Source organism: Streptomyces sp. WZ.A104 (genome assembly GCF_002382885.1).
Classification (GTDB): Bacteria; Actinomycetota; Actinomycetes; order Streptomycetales; family Streptomycetaceae; genus Streptomyces.
In genome coordinates this window covers 34,896-55,529 of sequence record NZ_NWVL01000046.1, presented here as the reverse complement: position 1 = coordinate 55,529, position 20,634 = coordinate 34,896, and the positions used below count along the sequence as shown (strand labels likewise).

Here is a 20,634-nt window from a genome sequence, read left to right as displayed (position 1 = left end):
GGTGCCGGTGCGGCCAGGGGGGAGCCCCCGGCCGCACCGGTTTCCGTTCACTCCCCGGAGGCCGCCACCACCCGCACCGGCAGCGGCTTCATCGCTCCCCGCAGCGCGGCCGCGAACTCCTCGAACTCACCGCCCCGCGCCGACCCGGTCCGCATCGCCAGCGCCACCCGCCGGGTGGGCGCCGGGTCCGCGAAGTACCCGGTGGCCAGCGCCTCGTTGCGGCCGGTCTCCACCGTCACCGCGGTGCGCGGCAGCAGCGTCACTCCGAGCCCGCCCGCGACCAGCTGGACCAGGGTGGAGAGCCCGGCGGCGGTCGTGGTGACCGGTGCGCCCTGGGTGCGGCCCGCCTCGCGACAGATGTCCAGGGCCTGGTCGCGCAGGCAGTGCCCCTCGTCCAGGAGGAGCAGCGGCAGCTCGCGCAGTGCGTCGCGCGGGATGTCGGCCCGGCCGCCCAGCCAGTGGTCCTGCTCCATGACCAGGACGAAGTCCTCGTCGAACAGCGGGATCTCGGTGACGCCGGGCACCCCGAGCGGCACGGCCAGGAGGAGCAGGTCGAGCCGCCCCGCCGCGAGCCCCTCCAGCAGCGAGGAGGTCTGCTCCTCGTGGACCTGGAGGTCGAGGTCCGGGTAGCGCTCATGGACCAGCCGGAGCACGGTCGGCAGGAGATACGGGGCCACGGTCGGGATCACGCCGAGCCGGAGGACCCCGGTGAACGGCGCCCGGACCGCCTCGGCCTCCTCCATCAGCGCGGCGACGGCGTCCAGTACCGTCCCGGCCCGCACCGCGAGCCGCTCCCCCGCGGGCGAGAGCAGCACCTTGCGCGTCGTACGCTCGATGAGCTGGACACCCAGTGCCTCCTCCAGGGTGGACACGGCCCCCGAGAGTGCGGGCTGACTCATCCCGATTGCTGCCGCGGCGTCCCGGAAGTGCAGATGCTCCGCCACGGCCGCGAAGGCGCGCAGCTGCGACAGGCTGGGCTGCTTGGCGGTCGGCTTACCGGACTGCTTGGGGCGTATGCCCTGTTTACCCTGGCCCACTGATAGGCACCTCCGATCATCACGACCGAGTGTAGCTATTTCCGCGATCAATGCACCCTGTGCCAAGGTGGAACCCGTCCAACCCTCAGGAAGACCCCCCAAAAAGGGAATTCCAGACGTTCCAAGGAGAGCGCGTGCTCACTGTCGGTGACAAGTTCCCCGAGTTCGACCTGACCGCTTGTGTTTCGCTGGAGAGCGGCAAGGAGTTCGAGCAGATCAACCACAAGACCTACGAGGGCAAGTGGAAGATCGTCTTCGCGTGGCCGAAGGACTTCACCTTCGTGTGCCCCACCGAGATCGCCGCTTTCGGCAAGCTGAACGAGGAGTTCGCCGACCGGGACGCCCAGATCCTCGGCTTCTCCGGTGACTCCGAGTTCGTGCACCACGCCTGGCGCAAGGACCACCCGGACCTGACCGACCTGCCCTTCCCGATGCTGGCCGACTCGAAGCACGAGCTCATGCGTGACCTCGGCATCGAGGGCGAGGACGGCTTCGCCCAGCGCGCCGTCTTCATCGTCGACCAGAACAACGAGATCCAGTTCACGATGGTGACCGCCGGTTCCGTGGGCCGTAACCCCAAGGAGGTCCTGCGGGTCCTCGACGCCCTCCAGACCGACGAGCTGTGCCCGTGCAACTGGACCAAGGGCGAGAACACCCTCGACCCGGTCGCGCTCCTCTCGGGCGAGTGAGCTGACAGCGACATGGCTCTCAACGAACTCAAGTCCGCCATACCGGACTTCGCCAAGGACCTGAAGCTGAACCTCGGTTCGGTCATCGGCAACAGCGAGCTCCCGCAGCAGCAGCTGTGGGGCACCGTGCTGGCCTGCGCGATCGCCTCGCGTTCGCCGAAGGTGCTGCGCGAGCTGGAGCCCGAGGCGAAGGCCAACCTCTCCGCCGAGGCCTACGCCGCGGCGAAGTCGGCCGCCGCGATCATGGCGATGAACAACGTCTTCTACCGCACCCGGCACCTGCTGTCGGACCCGGAGTACGGGACGCTCCGCGCGGGTCTGCGGATGAACGTCATCGGCAACCCGGGCGTCGAGAAGGTCGACTTCGAGCTGTGGTCGCTCGCCGTCTCCGCGATCAACGGCTGTGGCCAGTGCCTGGACTCGCACGAGCAGGTGCTGCGCAAGGCCGGCGTGGACCGTGAGACCATCCAGGAAGCCGTCAAGATCGCTTCGGTGATCCAGGCGGTCGGTGTGACCCTCGACGCCGAGGCCGTACTCGCCGAGTAGTCACACCGCACCACCCCTGCGTACGGGAAGAGCCCCGAGGACGACCGACCGTCCTCGGGGCTCTTCTTCTCCTTCGTCCAAGCGCTAGTCCTGCGGCGGCCGGTCGTCGGGGGCGCGTCCGGCCGGGCCCTCCTGGACCTCGCCGCTCCGGGTCTCACCGCTCCGGGTCTCGCCGCCCCCGACCTCCGCGCTCCCGGTGGCGGCCCCCGGCGTGGCGTGTGCCGGGCGCATCGACAGGGCTGTGGAACCGTGGCGTCCGCCGGTCTCGCTCGGTGAGCCGAAGGAGTCCGGCTGGGCGTACGAGCGCAGATAGCCGACCACCGTGTTGGTCACGGCGACCAGCGGTACGGCCACCACCGCGCCGCCGATGCCCGCTACCAGGCCGCCCGTCGCCACCGCGAGGACCACCGCGAGCGGGTGCACCCGGACCGCGCGGCCGAGGATGAACGGCTGGAGGATGTGGCCCTCGATCTGCTGCACCGCGAGGACCACCACCAGCACCATCAGCGCGGTGAACACGCCCTCGGTGACCAGCGCCACGACCACCGCCAGTGCCCCGGAGACCACGGCGCCGAGCAGCGGGATGAAGGCGAACAGGAAGATGAACACGGCCAGCGGCACCGCGAGCGGCACATTGAGGAAGTAGAGCCCGAGCCCGATGAACACGGCGTCGATCAGGGCGACGAGCACTGTGCCCCGCACATAGGCGGTGAGGGTGCGCCAGGCGCGCGGACCGGCCCCGGCGACCCCTGGCCGGGCCTGGGCGGGCACCAGCTTGAGCGTCCACTGCCAGATGCGCTTGCCGTCGTAGAGCAGGAAGAGCGTCGAGAACATCGCCAGCAGCAGCCCGGTGAGGAACTCCACCATCACCGTGACGCCCTGGAGCCCGGCGGAGGTGATCTCCTCGGTGTTGGTGCCGATGGTGTCGCTGAGGTTCTTGGCGATGTCGTTGATCTGCGACTCGGTGACGTGGAACGGGCTGTCCAGCAGCCAGCGCTTCAGCTCGTCGATACCGTCGCGGACCCGGTCGGAGAGCGTGTCCAGGTTGTCCATCACCTGCCACACCACGAACCAGCCGACCAGCCCGATGATGACGAAGCCGAGCACGGCGGTCACGGCGGTGGCGAGTCCGTGCGGCAGCCCGAACCGCTTGAGCCGGACCACGGTCGGCTGGAGCATCGCGGTGACGAGCAGCGCGGCCGCGAAGGCGAGGACGACCAGCTGCACGGCGCTGATCACCTGCATCAGCACCCAGAGGGTCCCCGCGAGGACGAGCAGCCGCCAGCCCGCCTCGGCCGCGACCCGCATCCCCCACGGGATCGCCGCGACCGGATCGGGCTTGGCCGCCACGGAGGGGGCGTACGAGGGCGGCGCGGGCACCTGCGCGGAAGCCGCCTCACTCTCCGCGGCGTCGACGGCCGGGTCGCCCGCCACCACGACTGTCCCGGCCACCACCCCGGCCCCGGGGCGCGGAACAGGCTCCTCCGGATCGTCCGAAGCAGCGGCCTGCGCCCGCTGTCGCTCCAGGCGCGCGCCCAGCTCGGTCAGTTCGGCCCCGAAGCGGCCCAGCCAGCCCGGCAGTCTCGACATGCTCTCGTTCCTTCCCCCATCGTGGCTCCCCAGCGTTCTCGGGGCCACCAGGATGCGACCGTACAACGCGCGAGGCCCCTCACCGTCCTGACGGTGAGGGGCCTCGCAAGGTTGAGTGCGCGGAGATACCGGGCCGCGCGCTCCTCCTCTAGTACCAGTTGTTGGCCTGCCAGAAGGACCAGGCGCCGCACGGGCTGCCGTAACGGTTGTCCATGTAGCTGAGGCCCCACTTGATCTGGGTGGCCGGGTTGGTCTGCCAGTCGGCGCCGGCGGAGGACATCTTGTGGCCCGGCAGGGCCTGCATCAGTCCGTACGCACCGGAGGACGGGTTGACCGCACGGTAGTTCCAGGTGGACTCGTGGTTCACGATGTTGCTGAAGCACTGGAACTGGTCGGCGGGCACCATCTGACGGGCCATCGCCTGCACCTGGGCCACGCTGTACGAGCCCTGCGCGGCGAACGAGGAGGCGTCGCGGACGGAGGACCGGCTGGCGCGCTCGGCGGCGTCCTTCTCCTTCTTCGCCCTCTCCGCGGCCTGGCGCTCGGCCTCGGCCTTCTCCTCGGCCGCCGCCTTCTTGGACTTGGCGTCCTTGGCAGCCTGGAGGCGGGCCGACTCCTCGGCCGACTTCTTGGCAGCGGCGTCGGCGGCGGATGCCTGGGCGTCGGCCTGCTGCGTCAGCGAAGCGGTCTGCACCTGGGCCTGCTGGCCCGCGGGGATGTCTGCGAGCAGCGTGGTGTCGGCTGCGGCCGCCTCGAAGTTGTTGTCGTCAGCGGCGGGAGCGCCGCCCGAAGCAACGCCTACGACGGCGCCTACGGTGGTGACCGCTGTGGCAGATGCCACGGCGAACCCCCGGACCGAGATCCGGCTCACATGATGTCCTTCCAGCATCGCCCGCTTAGGTGACCTCGCGGGCGCAATCGTGCCCCTGGCACTGGCCTCCCTACTGCGTGGGTCACGGGAGGCACGGGCCCGTTGGGCAACCCCCGCGAAGGGGCTGCCGCGTGGTGCTCGCGGGCGGCATACGGACGTCATGTGTTGAGTTGTGTGGTGCGTGGCGCCTCTGGAGGTGCCCAAGTGCCGTATGCGGGGCCTGACGGAAGCAAGACTCTGCCGGACAGGGCCGCCGGGAGGCAATTCTGTGCTGGGTGGGAAAGGTCACACCCCGTTTGGGTCACCGGTTTTGTGGAAATGACGGCGCAGCACAATGCCGCCCGGCTAAGCTGCTTGGCTTGCCGGGCGGCATCAATGGGACATGCGGGTCAGATCTGGCCTTCCTCCAGCATTTCGGTCACCAGCGCGGCGATCCGCGAACGCTCGGACCGGGTGAGCGTGACGTGGGCGAACAGCGGATGACCCTTCAGCTTCTCGACGACGGCGACGACTCCGTCGTACCGGCCGACCCGGAGGTTGTCCCGCTGGGCGACGTCGTGGGTGAGCACGACACGCGAATTCGTCCCGATCCGGGACAACACGGTCAGCAGGACGTTCCGTTCGAGCGACTGCGCCTCGTCCACGATCACGAACGCGTCGTGCAGCGAGCGGCCGCGGATATGGGTGAGCGGCAGGACCTCCAGCATCCCGCGCCCGAGTACCTCCTCGATGACCTCGCGCCCGGCGACCGCCGAGAGCGTGTCGAAGACGGCCTGCGCCCAGGGGCTCATCTTCTCGGCCTCGCTGCCGGGGAGATAGCCGAGCTCCTGCCCGCCCACCGCGTACAGCGGCCGGAAGACCATCACCTTCTTGTGCTGCCGACGCTCCAGCACCGCCTCCAGGCCCGCGCAGAGCGCCAGCGCCGACTTGCCGGTGCCGGCCCGGCCGCCCAGCGAGACGATGCCGACGTCGCCGTCGAGCAGCAGGTCGAGGGCGATCCGCTGTTCGGCGCTGCGGCCGTGGATACCGAAGGCATCCCGGTCGCCCCGCACGAGCCGTACGTTGCCGTCGGCCGTCACCCGGCCGAGCGCCTTGCCGCGCTCGGACTGGAGGACCAGGCCGGTGTGGACGGGCAGGTCGGCGGCCTCGGGGACGTACAGCCTCTCCTCACCGAACAGCAGGTCGACCTGCTCCCCGGAAAGGGATAGTTCACCCATTCCGGTCCAGCCGGAGTCGGTGATGGCGAGCTCCGCGCGGTACTCCTCGGCGAGGAGGCCGACGGAGGACGCCTTGATGCGCAGCGGCAGATCCTTGGAGACGACCGTGACGTCGAACCCCTCGGCCTGAAGGTTGCGTGCGACCGCGAGAATCCGTGAGTCGTTGTCCCCCAACCGGTAGCCGGCGGGCAGGACGCCGGGATCGGAGTGGTTGAGTTCCACACGGAGCGTCCCGCCCAGATCCCCGAGCGGGATCGGGGCGTCCAGTCGGCCGTACCGGACCCGGAAGTCGTCCAGCAGACGCAGGGCCTGCCGGGCGAAATACCCGAGTTCGGGATGGTGCCGTTTGGCCTCCAGCTCCGTGACCACCACGATCGGCAGCACGACTTCGTGCTCGTCGAAGCGGGCCATCGCGCCTGGGTCGGCCAGCAGGACGCTGGTGTCGAGAACATAGGTGCGCCGGTCGGGCATGCGGCGCTTAGTGCTGGTCACCACGGAAGGACGTACCCCCTCGGACGAGGTCGGGGAGTGCGACGAACGGTCGCGGAGCTTCCCGAAGGGAGAGGACGGACCGGGTTCTGGCCCCCGTGCGCGGGCCGAACCACGGCCTCCGCGTCGGCCGCACGCTGTGTACGGTCCTTCGTGTGCAAAGGGCCTCCCGGGCGAGCGGGCTGGGTGCCGCTCACTTGGATGCGACATCCGCCTGGTTGATGACCGGATGTCGCCCTGTCAGAGGTATTCCCTTCATCCCGGGAAGCCATGCCGCCGCATATGACACGGTGTGGAGAAGTCCCGGTGGACGCGCGATGACTCCCCTCTATATAGGGGAGTCGTCCCCGTGGGCCGTTCAGGCGCCGTAGCGCCGGTGGCGGGCGGCGTAGTCGCGCAGGGCCCGCAGGAAGTCGACCTTGCGGAAGGCGGGCCAGAAGACCTCGCAGAAGTAGTACTCCGAGTGGGCGCTCTGCCAGAGCATGAAGCCGGAGAGCCGCTGTTCGCCGCTCGTCCGGATCACCAGGTCGGGATCGGGCTGGCCGCGGGTGTAGAGGTGCTCGGAGATCAGGTCGGTGGAGACGACCTCGGCCAGCTCCTCGAAGGTGGTGCCCTTCGCCGAGTGCTCCAGGAGCAGGGAGCGCACCGCGTCCGCGATCTCCTGGCGGCCGCCGTAGCCGACGGCGACGTTCACGATTATCCCGTCGATGCCGGACGTCGACTCCTCGGCCTCCTTGAGCACCGTCTGCGTCTCCGGCGGGAGCAGATCGAGCGTGCCGACGTGGTGGACGCGCCAGCGCCCGTCCGCGGCGAGATTGCGCACGGTGTTCTCGATGATGCGCAGCAGCGGCTTCAGCTCGTGCTCGGGCCGGTCGAAGTTGTCCGTGGACAGCATCCAGAGGGTGACGACCTCGACATCGGTCTCGGTGCACCAGCCGAGCAGCTCGGAGATCTTGTCCGCACCGGCCTGGTGGCCCTGCACCGCCGATCCGCCGGAGGCCTTGGCCCACCGCCGGTTGCCGTCGAGGATGACCCCGATGTGCTTCGGCACCTGGTCGTGGTCCAGGCGGCCTTCCACCCGGCGCGCGTAGAGCCTGTACACCAGGTCGCGGAAGTTCACTGCGTTCACCCTCTCGGTTCCGTGCGGGCCCGGGGCCCGCCCTCCCCGTCGCCGGGGGTCCGGGGGCCACCCCCGCGGGGGAGCGCTGCACGGTCCGCACGCGCGCGGGTATGAGCCGCGCCGCACATCGGCATTCCCCGAAGCCGCCACATTACTGCGATCGGGTCACGGGGGCCCAACCCGGCCTGTCACAAGTCCGTGATAAGGAGAGAAACGTGACTGATTACCTCTCCCCCGACCTGTATTACCGCGCCGACGGTTCGCGCTACGACTCCATGGAGTACCGCCGGACCGGGCACAGCGGCCTCAAGCTGCCCGCCCTGTCGCTGGGCCTGTGGCACAACTTCGGCGACGACCGGCCCCTGGACTCCCAGCGGGCGATCCTGCGCCGCGCCTTCGATCTCGGGGTCACCCACTTCGACCTGGCCAACAACTACGGCCCGCCGCCCGGCTCGGCCGAGCTGAACTTCGGCAAGCTCTTCGCACAGGACTTCGCCCGATACCGGGACGAACTGGTCATTTCCACCAAGGCCGGCTATCTGATGCACCCCGGCCCGTACGGCGAGTGGGGCTCCCGGAAGTACCTGCTGTCCTCGCTCGACGCCTCCCTCAAGCGCATGGGCGTCGACTACGTCGACATCTTCTACTCGCACCGCTTCGACCCGCAGACCCCGCTGGAGGAGACGATGGGCGCCCTGGCGTCCGCCGTGCAGCAGGGCAAGGCGCTGTACGTGGGCGTCTCCTCGTACAACGCGGAACAGACCGCCGAGGCAGCCGGGCTGCTGAGGGAGATGGGCGTCCCGGCCCTGATCCACCAGCCGTCCTACTCCATGATCAACCGCTGGATCGAGGACGACAGCCTGCTCGACACCCTGGAGGCAGCGGGCATGGGCTGCATCTCCTTCGTGCCGCTAGCGCAGGGCCTGCTCACGAACAAGTACCTGAAGGGCATCCCGGAGGGCTCGCGCGCCACCCAGGGCAAGTCCCTCGATCCGGGCCTGCTCTCCGACGAGGTGGTCCGCCGCCTCAACGGGCTCAACGACATCGCGCGGAGCCGGGGCCAGTCGCTCGCCCAGCTCGCCATCGCGTGGGTGCTGCGCGACAGCCGGATGACCTCGGCGCTGATCGGCGCGTCGAGCGTGAAGCAGCTGGAGGAGAACGTCGCGGCGCTGGCGGGCCCGGCGCTGACCACCGAGGAGCTGAAGGAGATCGACACCTTCGCCGTGGACACTGCGGGTACGAACATCTGGGCCGGGCGCGGCTGACGCGTGGTCAACGGGGCCGCCGCAGAAGGGGGCTTCCGTGGAAAGGAAAAAACGGGCCGGTCCGTGGGGGGGGGATACGGACCGGCCCGAGGGGGGGTTTCCACCATAACCCTTCGTAAGTGATATCGCGCGCCACGCCACTCCACAATTACTCTCCGGATTCACCGGACTCCCTTCCGAGCACGGCGCACGCACCCCGGTGCCTGCGCTTCCCGGGGCAGGTTGAGGACAGACCCTGACCGGAAGGGGCTCTACGTTCGAGGTATGACGACACGAGCCCGTGCGACCGTGACCGTGAGCTGGCCCGAGGCGAACACCCGGCGGCTGGCCCGCCAGCACCTGACCGCTCCCGCCCCCTCCGCGCCTGCCTCCGCCCCCTCCGCGCCTGCCTCCGCCTCCACGGCGGAGGCGGTCGGCGCGATGCTCGGCGCGCATGCCCAGGTGCTGTCGGCTGCCGAGCTGTCGGTAGGGCTGCGGGGCGACGGACTGACCCGTACGGACGTGCGTGCGGCGCTGTGGGCGGAGGGGACCGGTGAGTCCGGGCGGACCACCCTGGTGAAGACGTTCGGGCCGCGCGGCACGGTGCATCTCCTGCCCGTGGCGGACCTGCCCCTGTGGACCGGCGCGCTGTCCGCCGTACCGACGGGCCCGAACCTCTTCTCCAAGGACGCCCGGATGACCCCGGACCAGGTGGAGGCGGTCGTCACGGCGGTCGGGGACGCGTTGCAGGGGGTGGAGCTCACGGTCGACGAGCTCTCCGACGAGGTCGTCGCGCGGACCGGTCCGTGGGCCGGGGACCCGGTGATGCCCGCCTTTCAGACGATGTGGCCGCGCTGGCGGCAGGTCCTGCACCTGGCGGGCCACCGGGGCGCCCTCGCCTACGCCCCGAACCGGGGCCGGAAGGCGACGTACACCAACCCCGGGTGCACCCCGATGCCCGGCCCCGCGGCACTGGCGGCCCTGGTCGAGCGGTACCTGTACGCGTACGGGCCCGCGACCCCCGCCCACTTCGCCCGGTGGCTCGCGGCACCGAAGCGCTGGGCGGCCGAGCAGTTCGCCGCGTCGGCCGCGTCGGGGGCGATCGAGGAGGTGGAGTTCGCGGACGAGGGGTCCGCCTGGGTGGTGGCGGGCGATACGGACTTCCCGAACGAGCCGGCGCGGGGCGTGCGGCTGCTCCCGTACTTCGACGCGTTCACGATCGCCTCGCACCCCCGGGGGCGGCTGTTTCCCGGCACCGCGTACGAGCGGGCGCTCGGCGGCGGGCAGGCGGGGAACTACCCGGTGCTGCTGGTGGACGGCACGGTGGCCGGGGTCTGGCACCAGCGCCGCTCGGGCCGCCGGATCGCGGTGACGGTGGAACCCCTGAAGCCGCTGACGGCCCCCCGGCTGCGGGACCTGGAGGAGCAGGTGGAGCGGGTGGCCGCGATCATGGAGGGAACGGCGGAGCTGACGGTGGGTACGGTGACGGTGGGACCGCACGCGTAGGAGTGCGGGAGGGGTGCGGGAGCGGCGCACGGATCGTGCGTACGGGCCTCCCTGCGGATCAGGGGTGGCTCTCTGCGGATCAGGGGTGCTGGTCGAAGCGGACCGCCATCGTCTCCCCGGCCTCGACCACGAAGTCCCCTTCCTGGCACCGGATCACGGCCTGCACCACCTCCCCGTTCGCGTGCCTGCGCTCCCGGGTGCCGACGACCGTCCAGGCTCCCCCGTACGGCACGGGCGGTAACAGGGCGGGCGGGGCGTGCTGCCACTGGCTCGCCGGTACGCACCAGTCGGGCAGCCGGGGCCAGGCGCCGGGGGTGACCCGGAGCGTCCCGTCGGAGGCACAGGTCAGCAGCACGGACTGGCCCTCCGCGAGCACGAACTCGACGGCCTCCGGCTCACCCGCGCGCCCCTCGGGCCGGTAGTACACCCCGAGGACGGCGGTGATCCGGGACCCCGTGAGCCAGTCGGCGTTGCCGTGCCGCGGGCGCCCGGTCCGCGCCGCACAGTCCTCCCGCTCCAAGGGCATGGCCACTCCCACTCCTTCGCTTCGCCGTGCGTGCTCCCGTCGAGTAGGACGGCGGCACCCGCGATCCCGTTGCCTCCGAGACAGGAGTGAACTGGCGTCCGGGGTAGGCGGGTTGACCGGGAGGCGGTCTCCCGGTCCGGTCACCGACCGCACCCCCGGGCCGGTCACCCCGGCTTGCGGGCCTCGATCAGGAAGCGGGTCGTGTGGGCGAGGAAGGGCCCCTCGTCCTCGATCCTGCGGTGCAGGGCGGCGAGTTGGGGCAGGTACCCCTCGACGGTGAACCCGGGCACCATCCAGATCACCTTGCGCAGGAAGTAGACGACCGCCCCGATGTCGAAGAACTCGGTGCGCAGGCTCTCGGCCCGCAGGTCCACCAGCTCAAGTCCGGCCGCCGTCGCGGCGGCGCGCGCGTCCTCGGGGTCACGGGCCCGGCGCACCTCGGGCGGCTGCGGGCCGAGGAAGAACTCGACGAGTTCGAAGACGCTCGCCGGTCCGACCTGCTGTGAGAAGTACGTACCGCCGGGGGCCAGGACGCGGGCGATCTCCGCCCACCAGGTGGTCACCGGATGACGGCTGACGACGAGGTCGAAGGCGGCGTCGCCGAAGGGCAGCGGCGGTTCGTCCTCGTCCGCGACGACAACCGCGCCCAGAGGATGCAGGAGCGCGGTGGCGCGGGCGATGTTCGGCGGCCAGGCCTCGGTGGCCACGGTCACCGGCGGAAGCTTCGGTGCGGCGGCCAGCACCTCGCCGCCCCCGGTCTGGAGGTCGAGCGCGGCACGGGCCCGGCCGAGCCGGTCGGCCATCGCGCGGGCGTACCCCCAGGAGGGTCGCTGCTCGGTGGCCCGGCCGTCGAGCCAGGAGAAGTCCCAGCCTTCGACGGGGACGGCGGCCGCCTCGGCGACCAGGGCCTCGAACCGGTCGCGGGAGGCGGCGGAGGAAAACGGGAGGGGGGTGGACTCTTCGGGCATAGGGAAATCGTGTCAGGTGAGGCAGGGGTACGCGAACGGATTCCGGGGCCGGGCCCGCGACGACCGGTCGGCACCCGCAAAGAGCCGTCGCCCCCGGACGAGCGGGCGCGCGCCGGACCTGGCGCACGTCCCGCTCGGGCGTCAGGCGGCGAGGGCTCCGAGCAGCAGCCCGGCCAGCGCCCCGGCGATCATGAACGGGCCGAACGGGATGCCCGTCCTGCGCCCCGCCCGGCGCAGGATCACCAGCCCCAGTCCGTACGCCGCCCCGAACAGGAACCCGGCGAACCCGCCGACGAACAGCACCTCCCAGCCGTACCAGCCGAGCGCCACGCCCAGGGCGAGGGCGAGCTTCACGTCACCGAAGCCCATGCCGTTCGGGTTGATCAGGAAGAGCAGGAAGTAGAAACCGCCCAGGGCCAGACCGCCCAGCAGCCCGGACGTCCAGGAACCCGCGTGTCCGGGGAACAGGGCCGCGCCGCCGAGCAGCAGGACGGCCGCACCGGCCAGGGGCAGGGTCAGCGGGTCGGGGAGCCGGTGGACGCGCCGGTCGACGACGGCGAGGAGCACGGCGACGGGGGCCAGCGCCAGCCATCCGAACAACTCGGGCCGGGCCCCTGTGGCGGCGGCCAGCACGACACAGGCGAGCACGGTGACCAGGGGGGCGAGGACGCCGGGGGCGTAGGGGGCGTAGTGCGTACGGGGAGGCGGACCGGTGCCGGGACGGGTGCCGGTGCCGGGACGGGTGCCGGTCGCCTCGGTGCCGTCCGGATCGGTGCAGACCGCCTCGATGCCGTCCGTGTCGGCGTCGGCGGGCGCTTCCGGGGCTGTGGCGCAGGGCGTGCAGCGGGCCGGGCCGAGCCAGCCGCCCGCCGGCCCGGTGAGCGGATGACCGGCGGGGCACGCGGTACGCCAGGGCTCCTCCGGCGCGACGGCGAACCGGTAGGCGGCACGCGGGATCAGCAGTCCGGTGGCGGCACCCCAGACAGCGGCGAGGGCGAGCAACGCGACGTCCACGGGGCGACCCTAATCCCGGTTGCCGCCAGGGGTCTTGGGCCCGGGGGCCCATACGTGGCCTTGGAGGCCCATGCGTGGTCGTCAGGGACCCGCGCGGGGCCGCCGGGGGCTACGGTCGGTGCCCATGTGGACAAGGACATGGCGCGACGGAGACGGAACGCTCACGGTCGGCGCGAACTCCGGCGAGGGGCCCCGGGAGGTCCCGCTGCGGATAGCGGCCTCGTACCGGGCACGCACCCGGGGGCTGCTCGGGCGGGACGGGATCGAGGGGGCGCTGATGCTCACCCCGTGCGGGAGTGTGCACACCTTCCGGATGCGGTTTCCCATCGATGTGGCTTATCTGGACCGGAAGTTCAGGGTGCTGGCGGTCCGCACGATGAAGCCGGGCCGACTGGGACTGCCCCGGCTGCGGGCCCGGCACGTGGTGGAGGCGGAGGCCGGGATGATGGAGCGGTGGGGGGTGCGCCCGGGCGTACGGGTGGAGCTGCGGGCGGCGGGCACCCCGTAGGCGTACGGCGGGCCGGGGCGGCCTACGGCGGGCCCGCGCCGAGCAGGGTCCAGGCGCCGTAACCGGCCGACAGGCAGGCGAGCACGGCGAGGACGGCTGCCGCGCGCCCGGTCGTCCGCAGCCGCATCAGGGCGACGGCGGGCGGCAGGAGCAGCGGGAACGCGGGCATCATCAGGCGCGGCCGGGAGCCGAAGTACCCGGCGCCGATCAGCGAGATGACGACGATCGCAAGGGTGTAGACGAGGACGGGGAGCGGCTGCCGCTGCCGTACGCAGAGCACCACGAGCCACCCGAGCAGCCCGAGCGCCGCGCACAGCCCGAGGGCGGCGGGCCACGGGAGACCGGCGATGAAGGAGGCGAGGGCGCGGCCGCCGTCGATGTTGTTGCCCCACTGCGCCTGGACGTCGAAGTACGCGAACGGGCTGCCTTCTCGTACGGCCACGAACACGACGTACGCCAGCCAGCCCAGCGGGGCGAGTGCCACGCCCGCGATCATCCGGTCGTTGCGGCGGAGGACCGGACCGGCACCGCCTCCGGCACGGCACTCCCGTACGAGGGTGACGGCGGCGGTGATCGCCAGGGCCGCGATGAGGGCGGCCGCCGACGGCCGGGTGAGCCCCGCCAGTGCGCACAGGGCACCGGCCGCGATCCAGCGGCTGGTGAGGACGGCGTACAGCGCCCAGGCGGCCAGCGCGGTGAAGAGCGTCTCGGTGTATGCCATCGACTGGACGAACGCCGTCGGATACACCCCCCACAGCGCGGCCAGCACCACCCCCGTGCGCCGCCCGTGAAGGTGCGCGCCGACGGCGAAGACGCCCCAGGCCGCGAGCAGCCCGGCCGACCAGGCGACCAGGAGTCCGGCGCCGCCGGGGGTGAGCGGAGTCACCTCTGAGATGCCGCGTTCCAGGGCGGGGAGGAGGGGGAAGAAGGCCAGGTCGGAGTGGAGGGCGCCGTCGGGGAGCGTGACGGTGTACCCGTATCCGTCCTCGGCGATGCGCTGATACCAGACGGAGTCCCAGCGTCCGCTGAGCCGCGTGAGTGCGTCCTTCCCGGTGGCCGAGGCGGCTGCCCAGAGGACCAGGAGCCCCAGGGCCCGCACGGCGGCGTAGACCGCGAGGGCGGGCGCGGCGGCCCGGAGCGCGGCGGTGGCCCGGGGCCCGGGAGCGATGGGCCTCGGGCCCGGGGCGTCGGGCGTCCGGGTACGGAGCTGGTTGTCGGACATACGGCCGATTATGACGCCGATGTCGGACACTCCTGGACGGCGGAAGGCCGGGCGCGCGGCTGGGCACGCGAGGCGGGGGACGTGGAGGGGCGCGACTGGGCATGCGAGGCGGGGGGCGTTGGGGGGCGCGACTGGGCATGCGAGGCGGGGGGCGTTGGGGGGCGCGGGGTGGGGGGCACGGGGTGGGGGGGGCACGGGGGGGCGCGAGGTGGGGTACTGAGGGTCACACGCCGAGCACCGCGTTCCCGAACACCTTCCAGGGCGAGATCTCCACCGCGTCCATGACAGCCAGCTGGGGGTGGCGGGCCGCCGTCTCGCCGCGTACGGCGACGGCGTCGGGCCAGGCGTCGAGGTGGGCGGTGCCGTCGATGACGACACCGTCCCAGTCGGTGGCGCCGGTCGCGCCGCTCCGGTCGACGACGAAGCCGATGCAGAGCACGGACGCCCGCCCGATCGTCCGCCGGATGGCGTTCACCGCGTGCTCCCGCTCCGGTGGGGGCAGCTCCCCGACGGAGAACTCGACGGCGACGACGCCGGCCCGCGCCCGCCGGATGCGCACCAGGAGGTCGAGGTCCCCGTCCGCCCACAACCGGAAGCCGACCTCCTGAAGCCGCTGGAGCCCGGCGACGGACAGCAGCTGTTCACGCGTGACCGGCGAACGAGCGCCGGAGGATGGGGAGTCGAGGCTGACGAGGACGATGCGGCCGGTCACCGGGTGCGCCGGACGGAGCCCCTCCGCCTCCAGGTCCCCCAGGAGCGCCCGGGCGTCCGGCCGGGACCAGCCCAGGTGGTACGAGTAGAAGAATCCGGCGCTCATCGACGCCCCACCCCATCACACGTCATCACGGTGTCGTGGTCGGCGACCACCGGCACCACCGAGCGTACTGAGCGGCGGCCGGGGTGGCATGGGCCCCCGGACCCACGGGCGGCCCAAAAGCGGAGCACCCGGCGAACAATTGGCACAACCCACGCCCGTCCCAATGGACTTGGGCCCATCTTTGGGACCGTGGACCCGGGCCGTCGCGGCATCCCGGCCGTACGCTCTCGGCCGTCGGACAACATGCGCGGGGTCGGATCCGGGTTCGGGTCCCACACCCAGGGAGAGGGTGCGGTGTGAGCGGTGGCGGCGGTGACGGACGCGGCGGAGGCAGTGGCTCCGTTGCGCACGGCCAACAGGACGGCCGGCTCTTCGCGTTGACGCGGAGCTGGGTGGCGGGCGCGCTCGTCTATCTCACCGCCGGGCTGCTGGTGAGCCGGATTCTGCTCGGACTACTGGGCACCGAGGCCCGGTTGGACACCTTCGGCTGGCGGCTGGCCCTGATCCACCTGCCCGCGCTCGCCGTGACGCTGCTGACGGTCCTGGCCGCGGCCCGTGTGCTCCCGGACGAGTACCGCGCGTCCTCCCGCCCGCTGTATCTGCTCGCCACCCTCACCGTACCGCTGGGCGGGCTGCTGTACGGCTTCGCCGTCTCGTGGGACGTGGTGGGGATCGAGGGGGTCCTCATGCCCGTGGTCTCGCTGGCGGCGGGGGCGGCGTCCGGGGTTGCGGTCGACCGGCTGGTGGCGGAACGCGCCACCCGGCCCCCGCCTCCGCCGCCGTCGTACTCGTACAACTGGCGTGACGGCGGCGCGACGGCGATGGAGTACCTGGGCGTCGTCGTCCTCGTCGTGCTGCTGATCGGCGCGATGGCGATGGCCGGGGTCGGCGGGCAGATCGGCGAGCGCATCCGGTGCGCGGTCACCTCCCTGGCGGGCGGCGGCTCGTGCGGCGGGGGCGGCCAGGACCCCGAGGCGCGGCCGAGGACGGACGCGGACTACGAGCCGAAGATGTGCCAGGTCTCCTCCATCTCCGACACCGCGGGGGGCAAGGTCAAGATCGGCTGGTTCGAGTGGGGCCAGGAGTACGGCTTCCAGCAGAAGGTCTCCCAGGCGAACACCGATGTGAACGGGGACGGCAAGGTCGACGGCAACGACAAGATCGTCTCCATGACCTTCACGGACGCGGCCTCCGCCGGGGTCACCGCCAGTACGCCCGGCGTCAAGCTCGGGAGCCTCGGCAAGGCGGATGTCGACATCGGCGGCGGCATCAAGATCACCAACGGTGACACCTGGATCTTCGCGAGCGAGGAAGAGGCTCAGCAGATGCGGGACGACATCGAGGAAATGAAGATGTGGGAGACCTCCACCAAGCACAGCGGGGCGTACGGCGGGGGCTGGTACTCCGCGATGAAGTGGGGGGAGAAGAAGGAGCAGGTCGAGCGGAAGATCGGCGACAAGAAGATCTCCTACTCGACCATCGGTCTCGACGCCTACGCCGACGGCGGCCTGTCCGTCAAGGGCGGAGACGAGGACGAGCTGGGTGCCAAGCTGGGCGGCAAGGCGAAGTTCTCGCCCGAGGTGACGATCACCAAGGACGACGTGAACGGCAACGAGTCGTACACGTACACCGCCAAGCTCGAACTGGAGGGCAAGGCCACCGGGAACGTGGGCCCGGTCAGGGGGACCGTGGGCGCCAAGCAGAACCGCACCGGCGCCATCACCGTCACCCGCGACCAGAAGACCGGGAAGATCGTCCGCATCGACATGACGCAGACCGTGGAGAACGGTTCGACGTCCGGCAAGGTCGAGGTGGGCGGCGACAACGGAGAGAACGGCCAGGACAAGCGCGGAGGCAAGGGCAGCGCATCCGACTCCTCAAGCGAGACCGGTATCGACGTGGTGACGAACTCGATCGTCTTCGGCAAGGAGACGGACGCGGCGACCGAGGCCGAGCGCGCGATCGCCGAACAGTGGCTGGACGGCTCCGGCAACAACACCGCCCCGTTCGAGTACCTCTTCGGCGACCAGGGCATGGACTCCCGCCCGCAGGGCAACGATCCTTTCCGGCAGCTGATGTTCGAGGACGGCCTGTCGAGCACGATGCGGTATCTCGGCGAGAGCGACGCCCAGGAGTTCGGCTTCGAGATCTCGCTCGGGATGAGCCTCGGCCTCTCCCTCTCCTCCGAGGAGAAGAAGGAGACACTGACGGACGCACGGTTCCTCGGGGCCCCGCAGGGCGACCGACGCACGTATCTTCCGTACAGCTACTGCGCGAACTGACCGAGAGGACGTGAGGGGCGGTGACAAGGGCGATGAGGGCCAGGACGCGGACGACCCAGGTGCGCGGGACGGCGGTGGCCGTCCTGGGGGCGGCGCTGCTGCTCACCGGGTGCGGCGGCGACGGCTCAGAGGGCACGGCGGAGGTGCCCGAGGGCTGGGGCACGCTGGACACCAAGAGCCTCAGCGTCGGCTACCCGAAGAACGAGGGGTACGCCGAGCAGCCGGCGGCCGAGCGTGCGAAGAGCAACGCCGCTGTCGCGCTCAAGGAGGAGAAGGGCATCCGTACCGGCATGGTCTCGGTCCAGCTGGACTTCGCCACCGGCGTGCGCGACGCGGCCGGGGCGGCGGCCGCCGCGGGCGCGGGCATCGGCCTGGGCTCCACCCGCAAGGCCACGGAGGACGTACGCCTCGCGGGCCCGGCGAGCGCCCGCGAGGCCCGCGATGCCCGTCGGATCGACTACGACTTCACGGCGGACGGCCGCGAGTCCACCCCGAACGCCGGTACACCGATGACGGGCGTGCTGGTCGCCGGGGTGGACTCGAAGGGCGTGCCGTTCGTGGTCCGTCTCAACGCGGTGAAGGACGCGGTGAGCGGGGAGGAGCTGGACGCGTTCGTGGGGTCGATCACCGTGAAGTAGGCCCTGCGCGCTCCGCGTTGGGGTGCGCGCAGGGCCGGGCTGGGGCTACTTCCTGGGGTGGCGCTCGCCCAGGCGGGCCTCCTGCTCGCCGCCGACGTTGTCGCGGACGCCTTGGAGCAGGAAGCCGATGTATTGGAGGTCGTCGAGCAGTTGCTCGTAGTTCGCCTGCGCCTGGATGTCGCGGAACTCGATGCGGCGGTGCGCGGTCTCCGTGTCCTCACCCATGTGCTCCAGGTTCACGGCCTGGTAGTGCAGCCGGTCCTCGGGGTGGGCGTCCACCTTCTCCCGGAGGTGCTGGGGGGCGTTCGCGTGCAGGGGGAGGTTCACCATGTGGGCCTGTAGCTCCCCGATCGCCTGCGGCAGATGCGTCCTTCCGCTCCGCGCCTCGGCGAGGATGCGGTCGAGGAGGTCCCGCACGGCGGGCAGGTGGTCCTGGGGCAGGCTTCCGGTCCACGGTGCGTTCACCACATCCGTCTCTCGCGGTTCGGCACCGAACTTCGCCACCCAGTTCTCCCAGTTGTCCTCCCATTCCCGCATGGACTGGACGAACAGCTCGACGCTTCCGCCGAACGCCGAGGCACTGTCCATGGAGATGTGGCCGCCACCACCGGCGATGCTCTGGTCCACGCGCAGGCCGGAGGCCTGGGCACCGCCGAATATGTGATTCTTGATGATGGTTCGCACGTGGGGGTCGCGCATGCTGCTGACCGAGGTCGGGTCGGTCCGCGTCTCCAGGCACGCATCGTCCATGGTGATCTCCCACCACCACCGGGTGTTGCCCTGGGAATACGTGAATCGCTTCCCGGCCTGGTCCTTCACGGTGACATCACTCACCGTCATGGTGAACCCGTTCGGCGGGGCGGTGCCCTGCACATGCGCGGTCCAGGCGTTCATCTTGTTCCGGGCGTAGGTGATCGCGGCCCTGGCGTTGGCGTCCGCCTGCCCGGTCAGTCCACCGATGTCCACGCGCAGCGGGTTACCTCCGGCGATCCCGTTGAGGGTGTCGTCCGTGAACGTGAACTCGGTCCCGATGACGCTTCCCGGCAGCGGATTGGCATAGTCCGGATCTTCCCTGACCTTGGCCGCCGTCGCGCACTCCTCCTCCATGATATTCAGGTACTTCACCACCGCGTTGAGCTCCTGGTCACTGACCTCGGCGCCACCGTTGGCCACGGCCCGGGACAGGATCTCGGGAAGGTTGTCCTGGGACGCCGCGCCCATCTGCCGAAGAACGCGCACCTTGGCCTTCTGCTCGACCGGCGCCGCCGCTTCCATTCCCAGCACCACACGCGTGTACTGCGTCACGATTCCCGCGTAGTTGCTCCTGATGTACTCCCGGGCGGTCTGCGCCCAGTCGGCCGGAGCGTTGTCACCGGCGAAGGGCCGGTGGAACCGCTGAACCGCTATGGCTGCGGCGTGCGCGGGGGCGGCTTCGTGCCGGGCCGGTGCGGGGGCCTGCTGGACGGAGGCGGGCTCGTGCGCTGCAAGGGCCGGGGCCTGCTGGACGGAGGCGGACTCCTGCGCTGCAAGGGCCGGGGCCTGCTGGACGGAGGCGGACTCATGCCGGTCCGGTGCGCGGCTCGCGCCACCCGGGCGGGAGAGGGCGCGGCGGGCGTTGGCCTCGGCTTCGCGTTCGAACCGGTCGGAGGGATCACTTACGGAGACCCCGTTGCCCTGATCGGTCCCGGACACCGGCCCCTGCCGCTGCTGGATCACATGGGTCAGCTCGTGGGCCAGAGTGTGCCGGTCACCGCCGCCTTCCCCGATGACGACATGACTGCCGGAGGTGTAGGCGCGGGCCCCCATGTCCGCGGCGGTAGCCTTCGCGGCGGCGTCGGTGTGAACCCGCACGTCGGAGAAGTCGGCGCCCAGCCGGGATTCCATGTCGCTACGGGTCGCGTCGTCCAGCGGCCGTCCGGGCGCACGCAGTACGTCGTGGACGGCGGCGCGCTGCACAGGGGCGGCCCGGTCGCCGTGGTGACCGCACCCTGCGGAGTGCTGGTGCTGCTCCTCACCACGGTCCTGGCCCTGGCCCTGGGCCCGAGGGTGTCCTGCCTCGCGCAACATCTGGACGACGGCAGCGTTGCCCGCGCGGGCCTGTAAGGCCGCCAGACCGGACGTCGCTGCCGCCGCCTGCTCTTGGGACGCGAACTGAGCCCGCGCCTGGCGTCGACCGGACCCCTCGGCGGCTTTGCCGGGCTCGTTGTGCAGATGGGAGTGGGACATCTCTACTGCCTTCGGGACGGCGACGTTCGCGCGGCGTCGGATACAGGACAATCAGCTAGCAGGGGAAATCAACTCGATACCAGGAAAATGCGCGTGTACCGGAGAGTATCGACTGTCAAACTAT

At 71.2% G+C, this 20,634-nt stretch carries 18 protein-coding genes; 7 read left to right on the top strand and 11 right to left on the bottom strand.

The genetic code is table 11. The features are described from left to right. Positions 1 to 47 precede the first annotated feature (47 nt). Positions 48 to 1,037: a hydrogen peroxide-inducible genes activator gene (locus tag CIB93_RS23545; RefSeq protein WP_096629598.1), complete on the bottom strand. Its 990-nt coding sequence runs from the start codon at positions 1,035 to 1,037 to the stop codon at positions 48 to 50. A gap of 134 nt (positions 1,038 to 1,171) precedes the next feature. Between CIB93_RS23545 and CIB93_RS23540 the strand changes: the two genes are divergently transcribed. Continuing rightward, positions 1,172 to 1,726 carry a peroxiredoxin gene (locus CIB93_RS23540; RefSeq protein WP_003966619.1) on the top strand — a complete coding sequence of 185 codons (555 nt, stop codon included), beginning with the start codon at positions 1,172 to 1,174 and terminating at the stop codon, positions 1,724 to 1,726. Between the two features lie 12 nt (positions 1,727 to 1,738). Further along, a complete protein-coding gene (locus CIB93_RS23535) occupies positions 1,739 to 2,272 on the top strand; it encodes an alkyl hydroperoxide reductase (protein ID WP_096629596.1) in 534 nt (177 codons plus the stop codon). A gap of 84 nt (positions 2,273 to 2,356) precedes the next feature. Here CIB93_RS23535 and CIB93_RS23530 read toward each other — a convergent pair whose 3' ends face one another. From CIB93_RS23530 to CIB93_RS23515, 4 genes are all read right to left on the bottom strand, one after another. Next, positions 2,357 to 3,862, bottom strand: a complete 1,506-nt coding sequence (locus tag CIB93_RS23530; protein WP_096629595.1) for an AI-2E family transporter — start codon at positions 3,860 to 3,862, stop codon at positions 2,357 to 2,359. A 148-nt stretch (positions 3,863 to 4,010) separates the two neighbouring features. Continuing rightward, on the bottom strand, positions 4,011 to 4,733 hold the full coding sequence (locus CIB93_RS23525; RefSeq protein WP_096629593.1) for a transglycosylase SLT domain-containing protein: 723 nt from the start codon (positions 4,731 to 4,733) through the stop codon (positions 4,011 to 4,013). Positions 4,734 to 5,122: 389 nt separating this feature from the next. After that, entirely contained in the window at positions 5,123 to 6,445 is a 1,323-nt protein-coding gene (locus CIB93_RS23520; RefSeq protein ID WP_096629592.1) for a PhoH family protein, read from the bottom strand. 352 nt (positions 6,446 to 6,797) lie between these two features. Then, entirely contained in the window at positions 6,798 to 7,559 is a 762-nt protein-coding gene (locus CIB93_RS23515; RefSeq protein ID WP_096629622.1) for an isoprenyl transferase, read from the bottom strand. Between the two features lie 215 nt (positions 7,560 to 7,774). Here CIB93_RS23515 and mgrA point away from each other — a divergent pair, with 215 nt between their 5' ends. Next, positions 7,775 to 8,824, top strand: a complete 1,050-nt coding sequence (gene mgrA, locus CIB93_RS23510; RefSeq protein ID WP_096629590.1) for an L-glyceraldehyde 3-phosphate reductase — start codon at positions 7,775 to 7,777, stop codon at positions 8,822 to 8,824. A 264-nt stretch (positions 8,825 to 9,088) separates the two neighbouring features. After that, positions 9,089 to 10,309: a winged helix DNA-binding domain-containing protein gene (locus tag CIB93_RS23505; protein WP_096629589.1), complete on the top strand. Its 1,221-nt coding sequence runs from the start codon at positions 9,089 to 9,091 to the stop codon at positions 10,307 to 10,309. A gap of 79 nt (positions 10,310 to 10,388) precedes the next feature. On the opposite strand, the gene CIB93_RS23500 is transcribed toward CIB93_RS23505, so the two are convergent. The 3 genes from CIB93_RS23500 to CIB93_RS23490 all read right to left on the bottom strand — a co-directional run bounded on the left by CIB93_RS23500 (position 10,389) and on the right by CIB93_RS23490 (position 12,817). After that, a complete protein-coding gene (locus tag CIB93_RS23500) occupies positions 10,389 to 10,835 on the bottom strand; it encodes a hypothetical protein (RefSeq protein WP_096629621.1) in 447 nt (148 codons plus the stop codon). Between the two features lie 164 nt (positions 10,836 to 10,999). Then, positions 11,000 to 11,803 carry a class I SAM-dependent methyltransferase gene (locus CIB93_RS23495; RefSeq protein WP_096629587.1) on the bottom strand — a complete coding sequence of 268 codons (804 nt, stop codon included), beginning with the start codon at positions 11,801 to 11,803 and terminating at the stop codon, positions 11,000 to 11,002. A 141-nt stretch (positions 11,804 to 11,944) separates the two neighbouring features. Then, positions 11,945 to 12,817 (bottom strand): A24 family peptidase, encoded by an 873-nt coding sequence (locus CIB93_RS23490; RefSeq protein WP_096629586.1) that lies wholly within the window; start codon positions 12,815 to 12,817, stop codon positions 11,945 to 11,947. 124 nt (positions 12,818 to 12,941) lie between these two features. Here CIB93_RS23490 and CIB93_RS23485 point away from each other — a divergent pair, with 124 nt between their 5' ends. Further along, positions 12,942 to 13,325 (top strand): DUF192 domain-containing protein, encoded by a 384-nt coding sequence (locus CIB93_RS23485; RefSeq protein ID WP_096629584.1) that lies wholly within the window; start codon positions 12,942 to 12,944, stop codon positions 13,323 to 13,325. A 22-nt stretch (positions 13,326 to 13,347) separates the two neighbouring features. On the opposite strand, the gene CIB93_RS23480 is transcribed toward CIB93_RS23485, so the two are convergent. Beyond that, a complete protein-coding gene (locus CIB93_RS23480; RefSeq protein ID WP_096629583.1) occupies positions 13,348 to 14,547 on the bottom strand; it encodes a hypothetical protein in 1,200 nt (399 codons plus the stop codon). A gap of 223 nt (positions 14,548 to 14,770) precedes the next feature. Next, a complete protein-coding gene (locus CIB93_RS23475; RefSeq protein WP_096629581.1) occupies positions 14,771 to 15,364 on the bottom strand; it encodes a hypothetical protein in 594 nt (197 codons plus the stop codon). 296 nt (positions 15,365 to 15,660) lie between these two features. Between CIB93_RS23475 and CIB93_RS23470 the strand changes: the two genes are divergently transcribed. After that, a complete protein-coding gene (locus CIB93_RS23470) occupies positions 15,661 to 17,646 on the top strand; it encodes a hypothetical protein (RefSeq protein ID WP_373558796.1) in 1,986 nt (661 codons plus the stop codon). Between the two features lie 32 nt (positions 17,647 to 17,678). Then, positions 17,679 to 18,284: a hypothetical protein gene (locus CIB93_RS23465; protein ID WP_096629578.1), complete on the top strand. Its 606-nt coding sequence runs from the start codon at positions 17,679 to 17,681 to the stop codon at positions 18,282 to 18,284. 45 nt (positions 18,285 to 18,329) lie between these two features. On the opposite strand, the gene CIB93_RS39025 is transcribed toward CIB93_RS23465, so the two are convergent. Continuing rightward, positions 18,330 to 20,510 carry a DUF4157 domain-containing protein gene (locus tag CIB93_RS39025; RefSeq protein ID WP_096629577.1) on the bottom strand — a complete coding sequence of 727 codons (2,181 nt, stop codon included), beginning with the start codon at positions 20,508 to 20,510 and terminating at the stop codon, positions 18,330 to 18,332. Between the last annotated feature and the right edge of the window lie 124 nt (positions 20,511 to 20,634).

What these genes read in the sequence shown, in the direction of transcription:
- CIB93_RS23530 (WP_096629595.1), bottom strand. Translation starts at nt 3,862, where the DNA reads ATGTCGAGACTGCCGGGCTGGCTGGGCCGCTTCGGGGCCGAACTGACC.
- CIB93_RS23475 (WP_096629581.1), bottom strand. Translation starts at nt 15,364, where the DNA reads ATGAGCGCCGGATTCTTCTACTCGTACCACCTGGGCTGGTCCCGGCCG.
- CIB93_RS23505 (WP_096629589.1), top strand. Translation starts at nt 9,089, where the DNA reads ATGACGACACGAGCCCGTGCGACCGTGACCGTGAGCTGGCCCGAGGCG.
- CIB93_RS23495 (WP_096629587.1), bottom strand. Translation starts at nt 11,803, where the DNA reads ATGCCCGAAGAGTCCACCCCCCTCCCGTTTTCCTCCGCCGCCTCCCGC.
- CIB93_RS23500 (WP_096629621.1), bottom strand. Translation starts at nt 10,835, where the DNA reads ATGCCCTTGGAGCGGGAGGACTGTGCGGCGCGGACCGGGCGCCCGCGG.
- CIB93_RS23465 (WP_096629578.1), top strand. Translation starts at nt 17,679, where the DNA reads ATGAGGGCCAGGACGCGGACGACCCAGGTGCGCGGGACGGCGGTGGCC.
- CIB93_RS23480 (WP_096629583.1), bottom strand. Translation starts at nt 14,547, where the DNA reads ATGTCCGACAACCAGCTCCGTACCCGGACGCCCGACGCCCCGGGCCCG.
- CIB93_RS39025 (WP_096629577.1), bottom strand. Translation starts at nt 20,510, where the DNA reads ATGTCCCACTCCCATCTGCACAACGAGCCCGGCAAAGCCGCCGAGGGG.
- CIB93_RS23485 (WP_096629584.1), top strand. Translation starts at nt 12,942, where the DNA reads ATGTGGACAAGGACATGGCGCGACGGAGACGGAACGCTCACGGTCGGC.
- CIB93_RS23535 (WP_096629596.1), top strand. Translation starts at nt 1,739, where the DNA reads ATGGCTCTCAACGAACTCAAGTCCGCCATACCGGACTTCGCCAAGGAC.